General features: G+C 45.4%; 21 protein-coding genes and 2 tRNA genes. 8 read left to right on the top strand and 15 right to left on the bottom strand.

Annotation, left to right across the window (positions count from 1 at the left end):
* Positions 1 to 14: 14 nt before the first annotated feature.
* The 3 genes from HYN46_RS11550 to HYN46_RS11540 all read right to left on the bottom strand — a co-directional run bounded on the left by HYN46_RS11550 (position 15) and on the right by HYN46_RS11540 (position 3497).
* The gene (locus tag HYN46_RS11550; protein WP_114899523.1) at positions 15 to 662 is read right to left on the bottom strand and encodes a TetR/AcrR family transcriptional regulator; all 648 of its coding nucleotides are present in this window, start codon (positions 660 to 662) and stop codon (positions 15 to 17) included.
* A gap of 232 nt (positions 663 to 894) precedes the next feature.
* Positions 895 to 2136, bottom strand: coding sequence for an MFS transporter (locus tag HYN46_RS11545; RefSeq protein ID WP_407640758.1), 1242 nt, complete (start codon positions 2134 to 2136; stop codon positions 895 to 897).
* A gap of 149 nt (positions 2137 to 2285) precedes the next feature.
* A complete protein-coding gene (locus tag HYN46_RS11540) occupies positions 2286 to 3497 on the bottom strand; it encodes an MFS transporter (RefSeq protein WP_114899522.1) in 1212 nt (403 codons plus the stop codon).
* 145 nt (positions 3498 to 3642) lie between these two features.
* On the opposite strand from HYN46_RS11540, the gene HYN46_RS11535 reads away from it, so the two are divergent.
* A complete protein-coding gene (locus HYN46_RS11535) occupies positions 3643 to 4407 on the top strand; it encodes an AraC family transcriptional regulator (RefSeq protein ID WP_228254803.1) in 765 nt (254 codons plus the stop codon).
* A gap of 16 nt (positions 4408 to 4423) precedes the next feature.
* Here HYN46_RS11535 and HYN46_RS11530 read toward each other — a convergent pair whose 3' ends face one another.
* Positions 4424 to 5305 (bottom strand): class I SAM-dependent methyltransferase, encoded by an 882-nt coding sequence (locus HYN46_RS11530; RefSeq protein ID WP_114899521.1) that lies wholly within the window; start codon positions 5303 to 5305, stop codon positions 4424 to 4426.
* 262 nt (positions 5306 to 5567) lie between these two features.
* Here HYN46_RS11530 and HYN46_RS11525 point away from each other — a divergent pair, with 262 nt between their 5' ends.
* On the top strand, positions 5568 to 6602 hold the full coding sequence (locus HYN46_RS11525) for an NAD(P)H-dependent flavin oxidoreductase (RefSeq protein ID WP_114899520.1): 1035 nt from the start codon (positions 5568 to 5570) through the stop codon (positions 6600 to 6602).
* 16 nt (positions 6603 to 6618) lie between these two features.
* On the opposite strand, the gene HYN46_RS11520 is transcribed toward HYN46_RS11525, so the two are convergent.
* From HYN46_RS11520 to HYN46_RS11485, 8 genes are all read right to left on the bottom strand, one after another.
* Positions 6619 to 7305: a hypothetical protein gene (locus HYN46_RS11520; RefSeq protein ID WP_114899519.1), complete on the bottom strand. Its 687-nt coding sequence runs from the start codon at positions 7303 to 7305 to the stop codon at positions 6619 to 6621.
* A gap of 49 nt (positions 7306 to 7354) precedes the next feature.
* Positions 7355 to 8200 carry a metal-dependent hydrolase gene (locus HYN46_RS11515; RefSeq protein WP_162818175.1) on the bottom strand — a complete coding sequence of 282 codons (846 nt, stop codon included), beginning with the start codon at positions 8198 to 8200 and terminating at the stop codon, positions 7355 to 7357.
* A 209-nt stretch (positions 8201 to 8409) separates the two neighbouring features.
* Complete coding sequence (locus tag HYN46_RS11510) at positions 8410 to 9135, bottom strand: FKBP-type peptidyl-prolyl cis-trans isomerase (RefSeq protein WP_114899517.1); 726 nt, start codon at positions 9133 to 9135, stop codon at positions 8410 to 8412.
* A 368-nt stretch (positions 9136 to 9503) separates the two neighbouring features.
* A tRNA-Ser gene (locus HYN46_RS11505) sits at positions 9504 to 9594 on the bottom strand.
* Between the two features lie 97 nt (positions 9595 to 9691).
* Positions 9692 to 10411, bottom strand: coding sequence for a phosphoribosylaminoimidazolesuccinocarboxamide synthase (gene purC / locus HYN46_RS11500; RefSeq protein WP_114899516.1), 720 nt, complete (start codon positions 10409 to 10411; stop codon positions 9692 to 9694).
* Between the two features lie 117 nt (positions 10412 to 10528).
* On the bottom strand, positions 10529 to 11173 hold the full coding sequence (locus HYN46_RS11495) for a hypothetical protein (RefSeq protein ID WP_114899515.1): 645 nt from the start codon (positions 11171 to 11173) through the stop codon (positions 10529 to 10531).
* A 64-nt stretch (positions 11174 to 11237) separates the two neighbouring features.
* Entirely contained in the window at positions 11238 to 12155 is a 918-nt protein-coding gene (dapA, locus tag HYN46_RS11490) for a 4-hydroxy-tetrahydrodipicolinate synthase (RefSeq protein ID WP_114899514.1), read from the bottom strand.
* Between the two features lie 349 nt (positions 12156 to 12504).
* Positions 12505 to 12580: transfer RNA gene (locus HYN46_RS11485), tRNA-Gly, on the bottom strand.
* Between the two features lie 290 nt (positions 12581 to 12870).
* Here HYN46_RS11485 and HYN46_RS11480 point away from each other — a divergent pair.
* The 6 genes from HYN46_RS11480 to HYN46_RS11455 all read left to right on the top strand — a co-directional run bounded on the left by HYN46_RS11480 (position 12871) and on the right by HYN46_RS11455 (position 16726).
* Positions 12871 to 13743, top strand: coding sequence for a M48 family metallopeptidase (locus HYN46_RS11480; protein WP_228254802.1), 873 nt, complete (start codon positions 12871 to 12873; stop codon positions 13741 to 13743).
* Positions 13736 to 14053 carry a BolA family protein gene (locus HYN46_RS11475; protein ID WP_114899513.1) on the top strand — a complete coding sequence of 106 codons (318 nt, stop codon included), beginning with the start codon at positions 13736 to 13738 and terminating at the stop codon, positions 14051 to 14053. The genes HYN46_RS11480 and HYN46_RS11475 overlap by 8 nt, the downstream gene beginning before the upstream one ends.
* Positions 14054 to 14166: 113 nt before the next feature.
* Positions 14167 to 14631 carry a SirB2 family protein gene (locus HYN46_RS11470; RefSeq protein ID WP_114899512.1) on the top strand — a complete coding sequence of 155 codons (465 nt, stop codon included), beginning with the start codon at positions 14167 to 14169 and terminating at the stop codon, positions 14629 to 14631.
* Positions 14632 to 14698: 67 nt separating this feature from the next.
* The gene (locus HYN46_RS11465; protein WP_114899511.1) at positions 14699 to 15532 is read left to right on the top strand and encodes a ParA family protein; all 834 of its coding nucleotides are present in this window, start codon (positions 14699 to 14701) and stop codon (positions 15530 to 15532) included.
* Between the two features lie 26 nt (positions 15533 to 15558).
* A complete protein-coding gene (locus HYN46_RS11460; RefSeq protein WP_114899510.1) occupies positions 15559 to 15984 on the top strand; it encodes a hypothetical protein in 426 nt (141 codons plus the stop codon).
* Positions 15985 to 16048: 64 nt separating this feature from the next.
* Complete coding sequence (locus HYN46_RS11455) at positions 16049 to 16726, top strand: tetratricopeptide repeat protein (protein ID WP_114899509.1); 678 nt, start codon at positions 16049 to 16051, stop codon at positions 16724 to 16726.
* Positions 16727 to 17455: 729 nt separating this feature from the next.
* Here HYN46_RS11455 and HYN46_RS17500 read toward each other — a convergent pair.
* The 3 genes from HYN46_RS17500 to HYN46_RS17490 all read right to left on the bottom strand — a co-directional run bounded on the left by HYN46_RS17500 (position 17456) and on the right by HYN46_RS17490 (position 18688).
* Entirely contained in the window at positions 17456 to 17671 is a 216-nt protein-coding gene (locus HYN46_RS17500; protein WP_162818174.1) for a hypothetical protein, read from the bottom strand.
* A gap of 408 nt (positions 17672 to 18079) precedes the next feature.
* Entirely contained in the window at positions 18080 to 18460 is a 381-nt protein-coding gene (locus HYN46_RS17495; protein ID WP_162818173.1) for a hypothetical protein, read from the bottom strand.
* 54 nt (positions 18461 to 18514) lie between these two features.
* Positions 18515 to 18688, bottom strand: a complete 174-nt coding sequence (locus HYN46_RS17490; protein ID WP_162818172.1) for a hypothetical protein — start codon at positions 18686 to 18688, stop codon at positions 18515 to 18517.
* Between the last annotated feature and the right edge of the window lie 11 nt (positions 18689 to 18699).

The raw sequence follows: 18699 nt of genomic DNA, 5'->3' as shown, positions 1-18699 counted from the left end.
GGTTTTAGCGATGTTTAAAACGTTGCTGTACGTTGCAATTGCCCAAGTTCGGCGCGTTTTTTCAACATGTCGATAGTGGCAGCAATGGCGCGATTAAACGGCGCAGTATCTCTTGAGACTCGGGCTAAGACATAACCACCTTGTATAACGGAGGCAATCATGTCTGCTGTAGCGATGGGGTCTAAATTCTGATCAAACTCACCGCTTTCGATACCCGTGCTAAGGATATGAGCCAGTTGCACACGTACAAATTCAAATAAATCGGTTAACGGCTTGCGTAATTCGGGGCTGGCAATCACGTCAGGATCTTGAACGAGTCGCCCCGCTTGGCAACCGCGCATTGCATCGCGTGGGGCATGTAGATAAGCGCTAATCCGTTCAATGGCGGTCCCCTGACTTGCAAAGCGCGATTCAGCAACATGCATCAGCTCTTCAACATTCCGTTCTATAGCGGCAAGCGCCAGCTCAGGTTTCCCTTTGAAATGATGGTACATACTGCCCTGACCGACGCCAGAACGTGCTTGGATCGCGCTTGGGCTCGTTCCGATATAACCACGACTCCAGAGCAATTCTCTTGTACTGGCAATGAGGCGCTCGCGGGAATCACCTTCTTTACTATTCAAATCTGGTTTTGCGGGGTGATCAGATACAGTGGATTTCATCAAAAAATACTCTAGCATACATACTAGTAGGTACAATATCACGAATTAGCCATATTACAAAAAATCACAAAAGCGCTTAGTTATGGACCAAATAGATTAGCTATCAACTTGATTCAAGGGGATATAGCGCCAAAAATTCTTCGTAAGACTAGAGGATTTAAGGGGTCTTTTAAACTCCTCAATCTTTCACCCTTGCTGTGCAAATTTGCACAAGCAAGGATCAGTCTATCTATTACGCTTTTGATTTTGCGCGATGCATATTGGGTAAGAAGATTGCGAGTAAGCCAATGAAGGGCAAGAACGCACACAGACGATAGACGTATTCAATGCCGTAAAGATCTGCAAACTTACCCAGTACCGCTGCGCTGATCCCACCCATACCAAAGGCAAAGCCAAAGAACAGTCCTGAGACCAGTCCAACTTTATTCGGCATCAGTTCTTGGGCATAGACAATGATGGCAGGGAAAGCAGAAGCCAGCGTAAATCCGATAATCACACTCAAGACCCCTGTCCACATCAGGTCTGCATAAGGCAGCATCATGGTGAAGGGCGCAACGCCAAGGATAGAGACCCAAATAACCTGCTTACGCCCAATCCGATCCCCGATTGGTCCCCCTAGAATGGTTCCAGCAGCAACCGCCCCTAAGAACACAAACAGATAGATCTGAGCGTTTTGAACGGATAAATGAAACTTCTCAATTAAGTAGAAGGTGTAGTAACTGGTTAAGCTGCTTAAGTAGAAGTATTTAGAAAATACCAAGAACATCAACGTGGTCATGGCAATCACAACGGTGCGTTTAGGCAGCGCCGATACAGGGGCAATCGCCTTTGGCTTGGAGGCAAGCACGCGTTGTTTTTCTTTGTACCAATCGCCAATTTTCCACAAGATAGCAATACCGGTAAGTGCAGCAAACGCAAACCAGCCGACACTGCTTTGTCCATGTGGAACGACTAACAGAGCCGCTAAGAGTGGACCGACCGCACTGCCGACATTACCACCGACCTGAAAGATCGACTGTGCAAGGCCATGCTGGCCACCCGATGCTAGACGTGCAACGCGCGAAGACTCTGGGTGGAAAATCGAAGATCCCGTTCCCATAAAAACCGCCGCAACCAACAACATGGCAAAGTTCTGGGCAAAGGCCAAGAGCAGAATCCCGGTCATGGTGGAGGTCATTCCGAATGCCAGAGAATACGGCTTTGGATGTTTATCCGTATAGGCACCCACTATTGGCTGCAGCAAGGATGCGGTAATCTGATAGGTGAAGGTTACCAGACCAATTTGGGCAAAGCTGAGATGAAATGAACCCTTCAAAATGGGATAAATCGCAAGCAGTAAGGATTGCAACATATCATTGAGAAAGTGGGTGAAACTGATTGCGCCCAGTACGCGAAAACCCGTCTGATTGGCGGTTTGGGGCTGACTCTGTGCGGTGTTCATCATGTTCATAAACATCTCAATAGCTTTAAACAAGGCAGTAATGGATTCGTGATTGAATCATACGCGGCCTGTCTTCGCCATTCTTGAGAGAATATGGCTATATATATCGAGAAAGTGACATGGTTTTATGCAGGAATATAACGTGATTCCCCATGATCAAATTCGTGTTCTGCATGCGGTAGTTAGATTGTGGATTTTTTAAGGTTTGGAAGCCTGAGTGCAAATAACCCAAGTATGGGGAGAAATGAGCAGAGTGAGTAGACATAAATAATGCCGCAATGATCAGCGAGTTCGCCTAAAAGCGCGGCACTGACCCCCCCCATACCAAACGCGAGCCCATACATGACGCCAAGTACTGCACCCGTTTTATTGGGGATCAATTCTTGAGCAAAAGCAATAATTGTCGGGAATGCGCAGGAGATAGTAAAACCGATGATGACACTTAAAATACCTGTCCAAAACAGACTTGCATAAGGCAGCATCAAGGTAAAGGGACCTGCGCCTAAGATCGATAAACAAATAAGATTTTTTCGGCCAATTTTATCGCCGAGAGGTCCACCACAGAGGATGCCAATGGCGACTGCAAACAAAAAGGCAAACAAATAGACCTGTGAGAGTGCAACAGGGATCTGAAATTTTGCCATGAGATAGAAGGTATAATAACTGGTGAAGCTACTGATATAAAAGAACTTTGAAAAAATCATTAACACGAGAATGAATAGTCCGATTTGTACCGAACGTTTAGGCAATCCCGATACTTTGTTAATGTCAGGCGTTTTGGCAGTATTTAAGAGTAGTGTTTCTTTATACCATGATCCAGCTTTGAGCAGGAGCGGTATAATCAGCACCGCTATGAGCCCGAACCATATGAGACTGAATTGACCATGGCTGACAATAATCGCTGCGGCAAGCAAAGGGCCTATTGCGGTACCAATATTACCGCCGACTTGGAACACAGAGTGAGCCAGACCTTGTCTTTTTCCAGAAGCTAACGAGGAGGCATGGGCGGCGATTGGATGTAGAATTGATGAGCCCATCGCCATCAATACAGCCGCAATAATCAACAATCCATAGCTAGTGGCAGTAGATAAGACATAGATCCCGATAATCGTAATCGCTAGACCAAACGCCATGGCATATTGCTTGGGGTGCTTATCGGTATAGATGCCGACCAGAGGTTGCAGCAATGAAGTCGTCATTTGGTGAATGAGCGTTAACCACCCCATTTGTGCAAAGCTTAAATGGAAGGTTCCCTTCAAAACAGGATAGATCGCCAATAATAGGGATTGCAGAATGTCATTGATAAAGTGAGCTGTACAGACCACACCAAGGATTTGAAAGTGAATGCCTTTGTGCGTATTAGATACGGTAGGTACACCGTCAACAACTTTCATAGAATCTCAATCAGTAGCATCGGATTAATCAGAAATATCCGTTAGACTTAATTTTAGGAATCCATGCCAGCAATAAAGATATTACTTTATTTATACATAAAATCGAACTACTGGTTACAAAACTATTGGATGTTTGGAGTCATTAGTGATCAATGAGCGATATAAATTATTTCATCAAAGCAGTCTGCCGGTCACTGCGATGGCTATGGATTATCCCCATGGCTACATGACTCACCGTCATCATCATCCCCATGCACAGCTCATTCATGCTGTGCGTGGTGTGATGTTGATCGGAACTGATCAGGGGCAATGGATTGTGCCACCTTCTCGAGGGGTATGGATGCCTCCGCATGTAGAGCATTGGGTACGCATGATTGGTGAGGTTCATATGCGGACCGCATATATCCGTCCAGATGCAGCACCGGACTTGTTCACTGCATGTAAAGTGGTGGGGATATCGCCTTTGCTACGCGAGCTATTGTTGAGCGCGATTGATGTGTCTTTACCCTATGAGCCAGATTCTCGTGCTGGGCATCTCATGCGGTTATTGCTTGATGAGATTAAAGATGTTCAATCGCTGACGCTTCAATTGCCTAATCCTCATGATGCACGGCTGAAAGTCATTACCACGGCGCTGACCTTAAATCCCGATGATGCGACTACAGTGGAAATCTGGGCGGAACGTTTGCATATCACGCCAAAGACTATTCATCGCTTGTTCAGCAAAGAAACCGGAATGACCTTTGGGCAATGGCGTCAGCAAATCCGTCTGCTTGCGGCACTAGAGCGCTTAGCGCAAGGAGAGAAAGTGCTGACAGTGGCTTTAGGGCTGGGTTATAGCAGTCAGAGTGCTTTTGCGGCGATGTTTAAGCGGCAATTTGGCATGCCGCCCAGTCAGTTCTTTGATTAACAGCATACCCACGAGATCATTTATTTGAAGCTTTGAGGCGGATATGAATGAGATGGGTGGCTGCTGTTGCCCGGACATGATCGGTACGCTGCTGAAAGTAACGAGCATCCTGTTCACTCCCGGACAGGTCTTCCAATACTTCATAGCCCATCAAGTCCAAAGTCTGGTGCAGCATTTCAGGAATAAACTGTCCGATCAAAGGTTCACTCATGGAGTCGGTGAAATGCGATAGCGCGTAGCTTCCTAATCTTTCAAAGCCTTTGAGGCGTTGGTAGGGGATTGAGTAATCAAACACTACCTCACTACCTACTGCAGCAAATTCGGCGATAGCTTTGAGGGTATTGAGCGTTGTCTGTGGTTCTAGGTAGTGTGTCGTTCCTAGCCAAGAAAAAAATCCAATCTGTTCGCGCTTATATGTGCTTCGATCTAAAGCATGTGCAATCGACTCCTGTTCGAAGTTAATCGGCACAAACTCGACATTATTAGGAATAACACCCAGCCGTGCCAATTGGGATTTCTTCCCAGCTTGCGTATCAGGGTGGTCAACCTCAAAAACTTGAAGTTCAGGGAAGTCATGTCCCCTGCGTAGCACAAAAGAATCCAAGCCCGCACCGACGAGGACAAACTGCTTTACACCGTCTTTAATCGCGAGTTCCAGTTGATCTTCGGCATAGCGTGCACGTCCAACGACTTGTCCAATTAGAAGGCCGACGGGGTTTAAGCGGCGAGGTAAAGTGAAACGGTGCAAGAGTGGGTGGCGAATAATTCTTTGCCAGCCTGAGCTTGTGAGCGCGAGTGCATAAGGATCAGAGAATAAGGGCTCTTTGGCATATAGGGTATGGCTAGCGCGCAAAGCGGCGGCCCCATCGGCTGTTCGACTGCGTTGTCCTGCTTTCATCGCGATACTCTCTTATCATCATTTGGCTGTTTGTGAATAGGCAACTGATGTTTGAAATATCAATTGCTTAATTGCTGCTTTGTTTTACAGGAGGGATTGCACGTTGTACAGTGCATCTTGCAACAAAAAAAGGTGTCAGTTGATCCAATCTGCAAATGGATATCGCTGCGAATAGCGTTATGGTTAGATCTTCCAGTTCAGTCAAGAATCCATAGCCCAGACCATTTCATACCGTCAATACTTTTAATTTCGGCAAATATTTATGAATACACGCATTACGGCATTACTCAATATTCGCTATCCCATTATTCTGCCTGGAATGAGCTGGATTTCAACACCAGAGCTAGTCGCTGCAGTAAGTAACGCGGGAGGCTTGGGCATTTTGGCCTTGGGCTCATTGTCCGTTGAAGAAACGCGACAAGCCATACAGCGAGTGCGCGAGCTGACTGACAAGCCTTTTGGAGTGAACTGTGCATTACTGATGCCCGGTGCGACGGATAATGCCAAAGTTGCGCTTGAACTAAAGGTACCTGTGATTAATTTTTCATTAGGGAAGGGCGATTGGCTTATTGAGCGCTGTCATGCATATGGGGGGAAAGTAATTGCGACCGTGACCACGGCCAAGCATGCTTTAGCGGCAGAGGCGCAAGGGGTCGATGCGTTATTGGTGACAGGGCACGAAGCCGCTGCTCATGGTGGAGCTGTGAGTACATTAGTACTCATTCCTGCATTAGCTGATCAGATCAAGATTCCGCTGATTGGCTGTGGTGGTTTTGCCGATCATCGTGGTTTACTGGCTGCTCTGGCTTTAGGGGCCGATGCGATTGCCATGGGTTCCCGTTTTGCAACCTGTCAGGAAAGTCCTTTGCATGCGGTGACCAAACAAGCTGTGCTGGAGCGAGATCAGCATGACACGATTTATTCCCCACACTTTGATGGTCTACCCGCACGCTATATGCAGACTTCGACTGCTGAGCGCCTGACCAAGAGTCCGATGCCCTTTGTCATGACGGCATGGCAAGCTTGCCGAGCAGCGCTGCAATTAAATATTTCTTTATGGAAAATCTTTGCGGGGTTAATCATGCAGCCTAAGCAGATTCACTTACTGGCATGCTTTGGCGCTGCGGTACCTCGGTTAAAGGCCGCCACACAGCAAGGCAATCTTAACCAAGGTATGCAGTTTATTGGGCAGTCACAAGGTTTGATTCATGATATGCCTACGGTAAGTACCTTGATCGAACGAACAGTGTCCGATGCACGGGCAGGGTGGGAGGCCATAGGGCGCCTGAATCTATAATTGTTTAAAAACTTTATTAAACGATTAAAAAAGTTTTTAAATGAGCCGCAATCTGTGGGTATAACTGTTGCGGCAATTTGGGCGCCAATTTACGCAACATCCGTTTAAAGAGCGCACGTACTAGAGCGATCACCCCATCGAGTGTCTTATTCACGATGAAGTTAAATTTCATCAGATTTCTAGGTTCGATCACCAGTGGGATCAGCGCTTCGTCAATGACGCGAATCAACATTTCTATTGCATCGTTAAAATCCGTTGCGCTGCCATCCTCAAGTGTAGCGACGACTTGTCTAATTTCTTTGGCTAAACTGGGCGTCAAGTTGAATGCCATAAACGGTTGTTTCGAGCCGTTGATATCTAATTGATGCATCAATTGATAAAAATGCTTAATCACAGGTGGTAGGCGGTCTTTCGCAATAAACGCTGCAATCCAGCGTAAATAATGGCGGGCTTTTTCTTTAATCTCATCCAAAATACGATGCGCTTCGTTTAAGTCTTTGGAGTCATGGTGACGCTGAATCTCATTAATCAAACCCACAAAGCAGGTATCAATCAGATCACAATAGGCTTCGATTAACAGCTCAATGCCTAACAGCTTATCAGCATCAGTCACCTCAGTTCTTGAAGATTGATACAGAACTTCAAGCTCCAAGGGAATCCGGGCTTGGAGTGCACTAGCAAAAAATGGTGGGGCAATAGTCATAGAGGCTCTGTAGTCGCTCGTTTAGGGGGAGATCATTGTTGCTTAAAACTTATGAGGTTTTGTCATAGATTGCAGTCATTTGCTCATTGCCACTGGGAAATAAGCGTTCCCGCCATGCTTTAGTTAAGGCTGTCGTATCACGATCATTAGGATGAAAGGTGGGAGAGAAATAGGCCTTATAGGCCGGCGTGATGCTACGAACAATACTGCCTAAACGTTTCATGGCAATGGCATTCTTACGCACATTAAAGCGGGCATTCTTGTCTTTGAGTGAAATCATGACGGTCATCATCAAGATACGAGCAATGAAAATACGGGTAATAATTTTCATCATCCGTAGCCGAGTTTCTTCATCATGATAGACGTGCTGGTAGACATCAAAAGCAACGGCCTTGTGCTCGGTTTCTTCAAGGGCGTGCCAAAACCACATCGGGCGCACAATTGGATCTAAATCATCAAATTCTTCGGGGTGGGTCAGCATATGCTCGCCCAGAATTGCAGTTAAATGTTCAAAGCCGCAAGTCATGGCTAAAAGGTGCTTCTTGGGGATTTTTTCTTTGGCCTGTTTAATCTGGTTAAAGATCTCTTTCTGATATTTTTGAGTTTTTACGCCAAGGTTTTTTTGCACATAAGTGTTAAATGCTTCATGCACATTGCCATGAATCGCTTCTTGTCCGATAAATGCGGAGACTTCTTTTTGTAAGATTGGATCGGTAATCCGATCGCGAACCGCACGCACACTATGGACAAACATGCGTTCGCCTTCAGGGAATGTGAGTGATAGTACGGAAAGATAATGGGTCAAAAAGGGATTTTTGCTGAAATAGTATTTTTTGAGTCCATCGAAAGAAAACTTTTGATGTCTGACAGTAATATCATGCACGACAGTATTCACGACCAGATCCTCCTTGTGCATCGGTAAGATGCGTATGCTTTATCATACATAAAGATTGACATAATGCGTTGTCAGGATGTATCAAAAACACATGTCACTTTTGCCAGTCTCTTCTTGGCGAGCATGTAATGGAAAACATAAAGCCGAGTCATAGACTCGGCTTTATGTTCGTAGGCTTCGTATTTGTTGCGCTAGTAAGTAGGACTCACTTAGTGCGGCGGCAATGCCTGTGCCCCAGCAGGCTTAGCTGAGATCAACTCTACTTCAAAAATTAATGTTGAATCGGGACCCACTTTCGGACCTGCACCGGCTTCACCATAAGCAATGGCTGAAGGGATAAAGAACTTGTACTTCGCGCCCGGTGTCATGAGTTTGAGTCCTTCAGAGAAACCAGGAATCACACTGCCGACAGGGAATGTGGCGGGTTCATGACGTGCATATGAGCTATCGAACTCTGTGCCATCGATCAATGAGCCACGATAGTTGATCGTGACTTCATCATTCGCGGTCGGATGAGCGCCAGTACCTTCTTTTTCAACGAGATATTGCAAACCACTAGCGGTGACTTTCACCCCCGGCTTTTTGGCGTTGTCAGCGAGGAAAGCAGTACCATCGGCTTTATTTTTTTCAGATTTCTTTTGCTGATCGGCAACTTGTTCTTGTGAAATTTGCTGCATTACTTTGGTGAAGATCGCTTGCTTGGCCGCTTCATCCAGTTTTTGTGGCTTACCATTAAACGCATCATCAATCCCAGCATTGAGGGCATTCAGATCAATATGGGTTTTGGTTGCAGTCATTTTTTCGCCCAACTGGGTTCCGACGGCATAGCTGAATTTTGCGTTGTCGGTATCTAGAGTTGCTGGCTTCTTGTCATTACAGGCCGTCAGAAATAGGGCAGTGGTCAGTGTGGTTAGAGCAATGATTTTCTTTTGCATTATGGATCTCATAGCATAGTTAAGCGTGGCGCCGTCTTGAGTAGACAGTGGCGTGCGTAGTCGGAATAGTGATTTAAAACGACGGGGTGCGATCTTGATTTTGTCGTTCAGGAGTGACACAGCAAGGATGCATGAAGCATGGCTTGATGAGTCTGCTGCTACTTGTATCGCATGGGCGTATTCCTTAAGTCCGTACGATTAAACGTGCAAGACATATAGTCGTGTACTTCAGCCTATTGAGTATAGAGAGGATTTGTGTCAAAACTAATAAAGGCTTGTTGCTGCTGTGCGATTACATGTAAAAAAAGCCCCCACGATCAGTGGGGGCTTTAGGGTGTTTTCAATTCTTTATGTATTTTAAAATTCATTGGCGGAGAGGGAGGGATTCGAACCCTCGGTAGGGGCGAACCCTACGCCGAATTTCGAGTCCGGTACATTCAACCACTCTGCCACCTCTCCGACGGCGTGCATTCTATGCTGCCAAATGCACAAACACAAGACTATTCCCATGCAGGCGATTTGAATAGTCTAGGAAAACAAAGTATGACTCTACGGCTTAGATGCCGCTTAAATCAACACCGATACGCTGTGCAACTTCTTCATAGGCTTCAACAACATCGCCTAGACCTTGGCGAAAGCGATCTTTGTCGAGTTTCTTCTTACTGTCTTTGTCCCACAGGCGGCAACCATCAGGACTGAATTCATCGCCCAATACGATCTGACCATGGAACACGCCAAATTCAAGTTTGAAGTCGACCAGCATCATGTTGCCTTGATCAAACAGTGCTTTGAGTACGTCATTGACTTGGTAGGTCAGTTCTTTCATCTTGGCAAGTTGTTCTGCAGTCGCCCAGCCCAAAGTAATGGCTACAGACTCATTAACAATTGGATCACCCAAAGAGTCATCTTTATAGAACAATTCGAACGTTGGTGGGGTGAGTACGCGGCCTTCTTCGATGCCAAGACGACGGCAAAGGCTGCCCGCTGCATAGTTACGAATGACGCACTCGACGGGGATCATGTCCAAGCGTTTTACCAGAACTTCATCTGGTGTTAGCAGCTTTTCAAAATGAGTCGGAATTCCTGCATCCGCAAGCTTTTGCATAATAAATGCATTAAACAGGTTATTGACACGGCCTTTGCGTGCAAGTTGTTCAACACGTTTGCCATCAAAGGCTGACGTGTCATCACGAAACACCAAAATCAAGCGATCAGCGTCAGCTGATTCATAGACGGATTTGGCTTTCCCTGTGTACAGTAGTGCTTGTTTTTGCATGAATCATGATCCAATAGAAGCGGGTTTTAATAAGTAGTGTAACGGTATTTTAAATCAAAGAAACAAATCGAACATTCATTTTCCGACCAGTTTCAATTGATCTACTGAGCTGGAGGATTATCCTGCCCAGTTTTGAGTGATTTTGTCCAGAAGATCTGTGGCAATTGCTTTGTCAGCTAGAGAGTCATCTGGTTTTTGCAGTGTTACGGTCGTGGTATTACCAATCCGACCCAAACGTAATTGATAGGTAGTATTGTCGATCACAACATCAAAACGATTTGCAGCGGTATTCCGGTTCGCAACATTCACATTCGCCACACTCAGGGTGCGGTTCATGACGTCCCAGATTTTGGGTGCATCACCCTCAATCTTTAGAATCGGGAAGCCATTACCATCGACAACCAAGACGGGTGCAGAAGGTGCACCGACGCCGAGTTGATCTGGTGGGATGCTGCTTGGGTCTAGAGGCTGTGGCTTCGGTAATGCAAAACGATTTCCTTTCGCATTGCTCAGTACTAGCTTCTCTGATGCTGCATTTTCTGGAATCACAGGAACTGGGTAGAGTGGGGCAATTTGTCTGGTTTGAATGGCTGCAGGAACTTGGATAGGTGGAATGCTATGTGCACTTTTGTAATCCATAGATCCATTGCTGACACTGAGGCGGCTACAACCTGCACAGGCGATGGCAACCATACCTGATACAGTGAGTAGCTTTGCGAAGCGATTCGACTTGTTATTCAAACCTAGACCACGTTGCAGCATAATAGCGTCTCTCATATATATGTGGGGTTGATCGCTCCATCTAGGGCTCGATCAAACTGCAATCCTAGCGAGACAAAACGCCAGATTCAAGCAGTGCTGCGTGAACGCGAGGCTGAAATTCATTTGCCAGAACAGTCAGTGGTAGGCGTACTCCCAGCGGAATTTTACCCATGTCAGTGAGTGCCCATTTGACAGGAATTGGGTTAGATTCACAGAATAAAATCTGATGAAGAATGGCAATTTGAGCATTCAACTGTTCTGCAAGAGCGGCGTTACCTGTCAATGCAGCGCTACAAATTTCGTGCATGATGCGTGGCGCGACATTGGCGGTCACAGAGACATTGCCTTTTGCACCCAAGCCAATTAAGCGCCAAGCTGTTGCATCATCACCAGAAAATACATCAATGCCGCCATTGGGAAGTGCTTTCAAACGAGTAATGAGATCTTGTCCACGCACTAAATCACCAGTAGCATCTTTGATTGCAAAGATGCCATCAACTTCAGCCAAGCGAATTGCTGTATCGTTGTGCATGTCAACGCCCGTACGACCAGGAACATTGTAAAGCATTTGTGGTAAATCAACGGCTTCAGCGATAGTGCGATAATGCTGATAGAGGCCTTCTTGTGTAGGTTTGTTGTAATAAGGCGTGACGAGGAGGGCGGCATCTGCACCTAATTTTTTTGCAGTCTGGGTCAGCTCAATTGCTTCACGTGTTGAGTTCGCGCCGGTACCTGCAATAATCGCAATACGACCTGCAGCAACTTTAATCACATGCTCAATCACACTGGCGTGTTCGACGACATCTAGTGTTGCCGACTCACCAGTTGTGCCTACTGCGACGATGCCATCCGTTCCTTCGGCAATATGCCATTCAACCAAACGTGTCAGTGAGTCAAAGTCGAGCGATCCGTCTTCGTGCATCGGTGTAACAATGGCGACAATTGAGCCTTGGATTTGTGATGTATTACCTTGCGATGACATGTCACCACTCCTGCATTTTGACAATTAAAACGGATTTGTAGCCCCATCGGTTTTATGCGGTGGATAACAGCCTAATTTTATTAAGCTGCGATATCACACGATATAACGATGATCTATCTTGTTTAGCGAGTGATGTCAGTGATGGTCATCACGACACGATATGACCCGAGGGGTCTATTCGCAATCAGGTACGGGATTATACGCAATTTTTAAAAATAGTTTTTAATTAAAAATGACGTAATAAAACAAAAAAAGCCAGAACATGAGTCTGGCTTTTTTTGATGAATCATTTTTTTGAGTTGTCATTAGAATCTATCAATCTAACAGCAAAACAATAAATTACATAATTTGGAGCGGGAAAAGAGACTCGAACTCTCGACCCCAACCTTGGCAAGGTTGTGCTCTACCAACTGAGCTATTCCCGCGAAGTGTGGCTATTCTAGCGATTAATCAGGCGGTGTCAAGAAAAGTTAACATTTGCTTGCGCTAATGTTTCAAAAAATGATCAGCATAGGGTTGGGTTGCATGTATTTTAAGCAAAAGCCATTCAGTCCTTTAGTTCCATGATTTTAAACATACTGTTTGATTGATGTTCCAAGACATTCCGCGTGTGGTTTGCTTTGCTGTAGAATCGCGGCATTGCTCTATAGAAAATTCAACGCCTCATAGATGTCGATTAAATTTTTCAATCCAATGTGGTTCTTCGGAGAGATAGATGTTGTTGCGACCAACAAAATTTTTGCTGCCCAAAGTAAAGTATTCAAAACATCATACGCTTTTGCATATGGCCTTAGCGCTGAGCTTAGTGGGTTTAACTGGCTGTGCAAGCACAACACAGATCGGAGCAACAGGTGTAGATCGGCGCCAGTTTATGCTGGTCTCTAGTGATGAAATTAATGCCGCTTCAAGTCAACAGTACCAGCAAGTCATTGCTCAGGCGCGTCAAAAAGGTGTACTGGATACCAATGCTTCGCAGGTTGTCCGTCTGCGAAATATCGCTAATCGATTGATAGCCCAGACACCACGTTTCCGTCCGGATGTTAAAAATTGGCAATGGGAAGTTCACCTTATAAATAGTGATCAACTGAATGCGAGCTGTATGCCCGGTGGAAAAATTCTGTTTTATACCGGCATTATTAACCGCCTGAATCTGACGGATGATGAAATTGCGGCGATCATGGGGCATGAAATGTCACATGCACTGCGCGAACACGGACGAGAGCAGGCCTCGCGAGATATGGCGCAAGGTTTAGGTTTGGGTATTCTGGCTGCTGCTGTAGGCTTGTCTGATGGCGCAACGCAAGCAGTGGGAATGGCGGCGCAGGTGGGGTTAGATTTACCGCATAGCCGTGAACAAGAAGCGGAAGCGGACACTTTAGGCTTAGAGTTGATGGCGCGTGCAGGGTATAATCCTCAAAGCGCATTATCGCTGTGGCAAAAAATGGGCGCGGCAAGTACCAGTGCTCCGCCAAAATTCCTAAGCACCCACCCTCCGACAGCAGAGCGCTATGCGCATATCCAGGCCTTGTTGCCGCGTGTTATGCCTTTATATCAAGCTACATTAAATTCAGGACGCCGTTATGGTTGATGTCATCGATGCACCCGTGCAGCAATTATTAAAAGAGCGTATGGGAACGCTTACGCCAATAGTCCTTGAAATCGTTAATGAGTCGCAGGGTCATGGCGGTTATTACCCTGGTAAAGAAAGTCACTTTAAGTTGACCATCGTCAGTCCTGTGTTTGATGGGCTACGTGCAGTACAACGTCATCAAAAAGTCTATGCCGCAGCTGGAGATCTATTATCGGTTGGCAAGATTCATGCTTTAGCCATTCATGCCTATGCGCCTGATGAGTGGCAAGGACAGTCTGTAGATAGTCCGAATTGTGCTCACAATTAAACATTTAAATAAAGGATTCATAAGTCCTTAAATAATCATGTTATAACACCCATGTTTCACACGGGATGTGATTGCTGTCGTTCAATCATTCGCGATGTGAGGAGGACTTTGAAGTGCTGATCAAAATTATTCATATGACTGCCGCATCGCTGACTATATTGTTGTTTCTGATACAGGCGGCGTTGCTCCTTAAACGACGCAGTATCGCAGGTCGTGCACAGGCTGATGCGGTGACCAAAGTCACGGGTCTTGGAAAACTCATCAAGATACTTGGACATGTGACATGGACGGTTTTAATTATTACTGGGCTATGGCTGCTTTCACAACTTCCGTCATTTTATCCGCATTGGTTACTGGTCAAAATTGCAGTCTTTGTACTCGCGATTATTTTTTCTGTACTTGCTTTTCGGGCTAAAAGCTCTGCCAAGATGCAGAATCTGGGTTTGGTGGGGGCGGCAATTTGCTATGGTTTGATTATTTATCTCGTGGTGATGAAGCCGTGGGGATATGTGCTTACTAGCGGTATTAATCAACCTATAGCAGGCAGTGTGAGCACTGAAGTCCAGTCGACTCATTAAATATTCGTTGTTTTGATCTCTTATGTATTTGTAATTTCTCATTTATGCGGTATCTGTCAGGGAGTGTGTGATGCGTCGGGTGATCTTTAATCAAAAAGGTGGGGTGGGTAAGTCGAGTATTACCGTCAATCTGGCTGCGATTGCCGCTGCAAGGGGTAAACGTACACTCGTGATTGATCTTGATCCACAGTGTAATTCCAGCCAGTATTTACTGGGTGAGAAGGCAACCCATGGTCAAAACAACCCTGTTTTAGAACCGAATATTGGTAACTTCTTCGAAGAAATTTTATCTGCGACACCCAATAAAGGATTGATGGGTGGCTTAGGTAATCTGCTTAAACAGAAAGAAAAAGGGCTCGATGCTTTTATTCATCCTTCTAATTTTGAACGGTTATTGGTTATTCCAGCGAGCCCTGAGCTCGGTGCTATGGAGCATGCGCTGCAGAGTAAGCATAAAATTTTTAAGCTACGTGATGCACTTCGTGCGCTCGATGGCCAGTTTGATGAAGTCTTCATCGATACCCCGCCAGCATTTAACTTTTTTACGTTGTCTGCATTGATTGCTGTTGAGCGTGTGGTGATCCCTTTTGACTGTGACGTATTTTCAAGCCGTGCGCTCATGACCTTGCTTGAGAATGTTGCGGAGTCACAAAGTGATCATAACGCGAGCCTTGAAGTAGAAGGCATTGTGGTTAATCAGTACCAAAGTCGTGCGTCATTGCCTCAGCAAGTTGTGCAAGAGCTAAAAGATCAAGGATTACCAGTGTTTGCGAGTATGTTACCCAGTTCGGTGATTATGAAAGAGTCTCATCAGAAAAACCAACCACTCATTCATTTGGTACCCGATCACAAACTGACGTTGGCATTCAATCAGTTATATGATGAAATGGTGACACGGTAGACATTATTGAGAAGGGATGACGGACGATGAGCCAATCTATTAATAAACGCACTAGGGGCGTGATCGCTGTAGCGATAGGCTGTGCCGTCATAGCCATAACCGGCTGTGAAACAGGACCTGTTCGACCGCTTTATGTATCTCCAACCAACTATCAGTCGATGAACTGTAATCAACTCAATGCTGAATATATCCGTATCGATACCTACTTGCGAAACGGCGTTGAAGTGCCTAAGAGCATCTGGTCTGGATTTAATTTTGGCTTAGGTGCTTTTGGTGGTGGGCGTTATGGCTGGGGATGGAGTCCAAGTGTTTCTTACAGCGCAGGCCAATCGTCTTCAAGTCCACGTACTGTCTATGCTCAGCTTTTGGGTCAGCGAGATGCAATTGCTCAGCAAGCAACATTTAAAGGTTGTCCAATTATATTGCGTCCACCGACACCGCCAGTTTCTTAATATTTAATAGGGGTGGCAGCAGGGACGATTGCGATGACTGATTTAAATTTTATGGATGCTATGCATGTCTGAATTTAGTGAAAAAGTAGGTGGTTTGATTGAAGCGAAGCAATGGAATGCAGCGCTGGATGAAATCCAGATCGCCTTAGATCAAAACGCTTCTTCGGCTGAACATTGGGTCATGCAGAGTCGCGTTTTTTTAGAAATGAAGCGTCTCAGCTACGCATTGTCATCCGTACAGCATGCACTCAGTTTGTCACCAAATTTCGCTCCCGCTCATTATCAAATGGCGTATGTGCTTCGTGCCCAAGGTCAAGTGGCAGATGCAATCGTTAGCTATGCCCGCGCATTTAATCTCCATCCTGTATTGGGAGACTCTTTGGGCTGGTGTCATGCGATGGTACTTATTTTTGCTCAGTATCAATTTGCAATGCCGATCGCTGAATTTTGGAGTCGACAACGACCCGATGAGGCAGGAGCTTGGTTTCTACTTGGAAGTTGTCGTTTGGCGCTGCGATTGGATGCTACAGAAGCATTGCTTAAAGCTTGGGCGTTAGATCCAAGCATATTGGATTTACCGAATAATCTTGGCGGCGCGTATTTGATGAAAGGGGACTTGGTTCAGGCTCAACATTGGTTGAATCTAGCTCTTGAGCGTCAGGCAGATGATGAAAACACATTGTCTAATCTTGCTTTGCTTGATAAGTTGAAAAAAAAGCAGTGGGCAGGCCAAGAAAACTGAGTAGGTTCACTTCCGAATTTTGAAATATTTTTTTAATAATATCAATAAAAAGCGCACCTGATCGGTGCGTTTTTTTTTGCATAAATTTTGATCTTTTGAGACCGACTATATGAAATCTAATATAAAAAATAGATAAAGAAAAATTATTTCTAATACGTTGGTGTTATGTAACATTAGTTTTTTGGTATTAAATATATATAAATCAATAAATTAAATATATTGTCGTTGTTTAAGACCGTTGGTCAGATGTCCAATATGTCATATTGACTGTAAGTTCGTCGTATGGAATTATGCCAAACTGTGAAATGAGTCTCTTTTTGTTGTTATTTGCCGAAATTTGAGAAGTTTGATTGTTTGTTTTTTGTAGTTTTTTATTTTTGGAAATGAGCCAGAGTTGAGTTTAAACCGAGCCCAATTTTACTTATCCATTTTTGCTTTATTTTTTTAATTTTGCCTTGGTCGCGATCCGACCTTATGACTTTTTTGTGGATTTTTTCTTATGAATAAGATTTATCGTGTTATTTGGAGCAAGGCGCATAATACATGGGTTGCAGTTTCCGAAATTACAAAGGCTCAAGGAAAGAGTAGCCATTCCTCAGTAGGTAGCATTAGTCGCGTAGAAGGTGGACAACAAGAACAAAGCCACACTTCAAGTGGACTTTTAAAAAGATCATTGATTGCGGTTGCTGTGAGCGTGGTATTCCTGCAGGGGAATTCGGCTTTTGCGAATTACGCCATCGGGGATAATAATGTTGGTAGTTCTGGGAATGTGACTACAAACGGAACAGGTGCGATTGCAATTGGTAATGGTACTAATGGTGTCACGACATCAGGGAATACAACAAAAGTTGCTGGAGCTTTTGTAGATAGTAATACGATTGCGATTGGTGGAAATGCCACTGCATTTGGTTCAGGCGCTGGCGGTAATGGTTCATCTGGTTTCAACCAAGCTTTTGGTCAAGATTCCCATGCTGGCGCAAATGGTGCAATTGCGATGGGTTCAGGTGCACATGCTGGTGCGACAGGGTATGGTAGTGGTGCTAGCATTACTTATATCAAAGCTGCGCAAGGTGCTACAGCAATTGGTAACGATACTTTTGCGAATGGTTTATCTTCCGTAGCAATTGGGGGGGGTAACAATGCTGGTAATAGTAATGAGGGAACAGCAACCAGTGCTAGTTCAGCACAAGGTCTCGCAGATCGTTCAATTGCGATTGGTCGTAATGCATACGTAGGGGCAACTGCAACTAACGGCGTAGCGGTCGGTACTGGAACTCAGGCCACAACAGGTGGTCTGGCATTAGGTGGATATTCTGGGGCTGCCGAGACATCTTCTGCAACCACTCTCGGTGCTCAAGCATTAGGTACAGACTCTATTGCTTTGGGTGGCAAATCAATTGTTAATGCTGGAGCTACAGCAGGTATTGCTGCAGGTCTGGGTGCAACCGTTGCTGCCTCATCTTTAAATTCAGTGGCGCTGGGTAGTTCTTCAACTGCGAGTGGAAATGGTGCTGTCGCACTCGGTAATGCGACAGTTTCGGGTGCTGCTGGTACCAACCAAACTGTTGCAATTGGATCTGTAGCTAAAGCAACTGGAGACCAATCAACAGCAATCGGTAATGATGTCGTTGCTTCAGGTAACTCTTCCGTTGCTATTGGTGGTGATGATTTAGACAAAATCGCAGGAACCGCAGCTGCAACGACATATAATACCCTGACAGGCGATACCATCACTGCAGGTACTTATGCTTCAACGACATCCGGCAATGGTTCTGTAGCAGTTGGTGTTCAATCTGTTGCTACTGGTGATTTGGCGACTTCATTCGGTACTCGCTCTAAAGCAACTGGCGTCGCTTCTGTTGCTCTGGGTGTTGGTTCGGCAGCCTCGCAGGATAATGCTGTTGCGTTAGGTGCGGGATCTACTACAGCCACTAATGCTACTAAAGAAACAAGCGCAACCATCAATGGAGTCA

Source organism: Aquirhabdus parva (genome assembly GCF_003351745.1).
Lineage (GTDB): Bacteria > Pseudomonadota > Gammaproteobacteria > Pseudomonadales > Moraxellaceae > Aquirhabdus > Aquirhabdus parva.
Note: the sequence above shows the minus strand (reverse complement) of the source record. Positions and strands in the feature narration are given on the sequence as shown.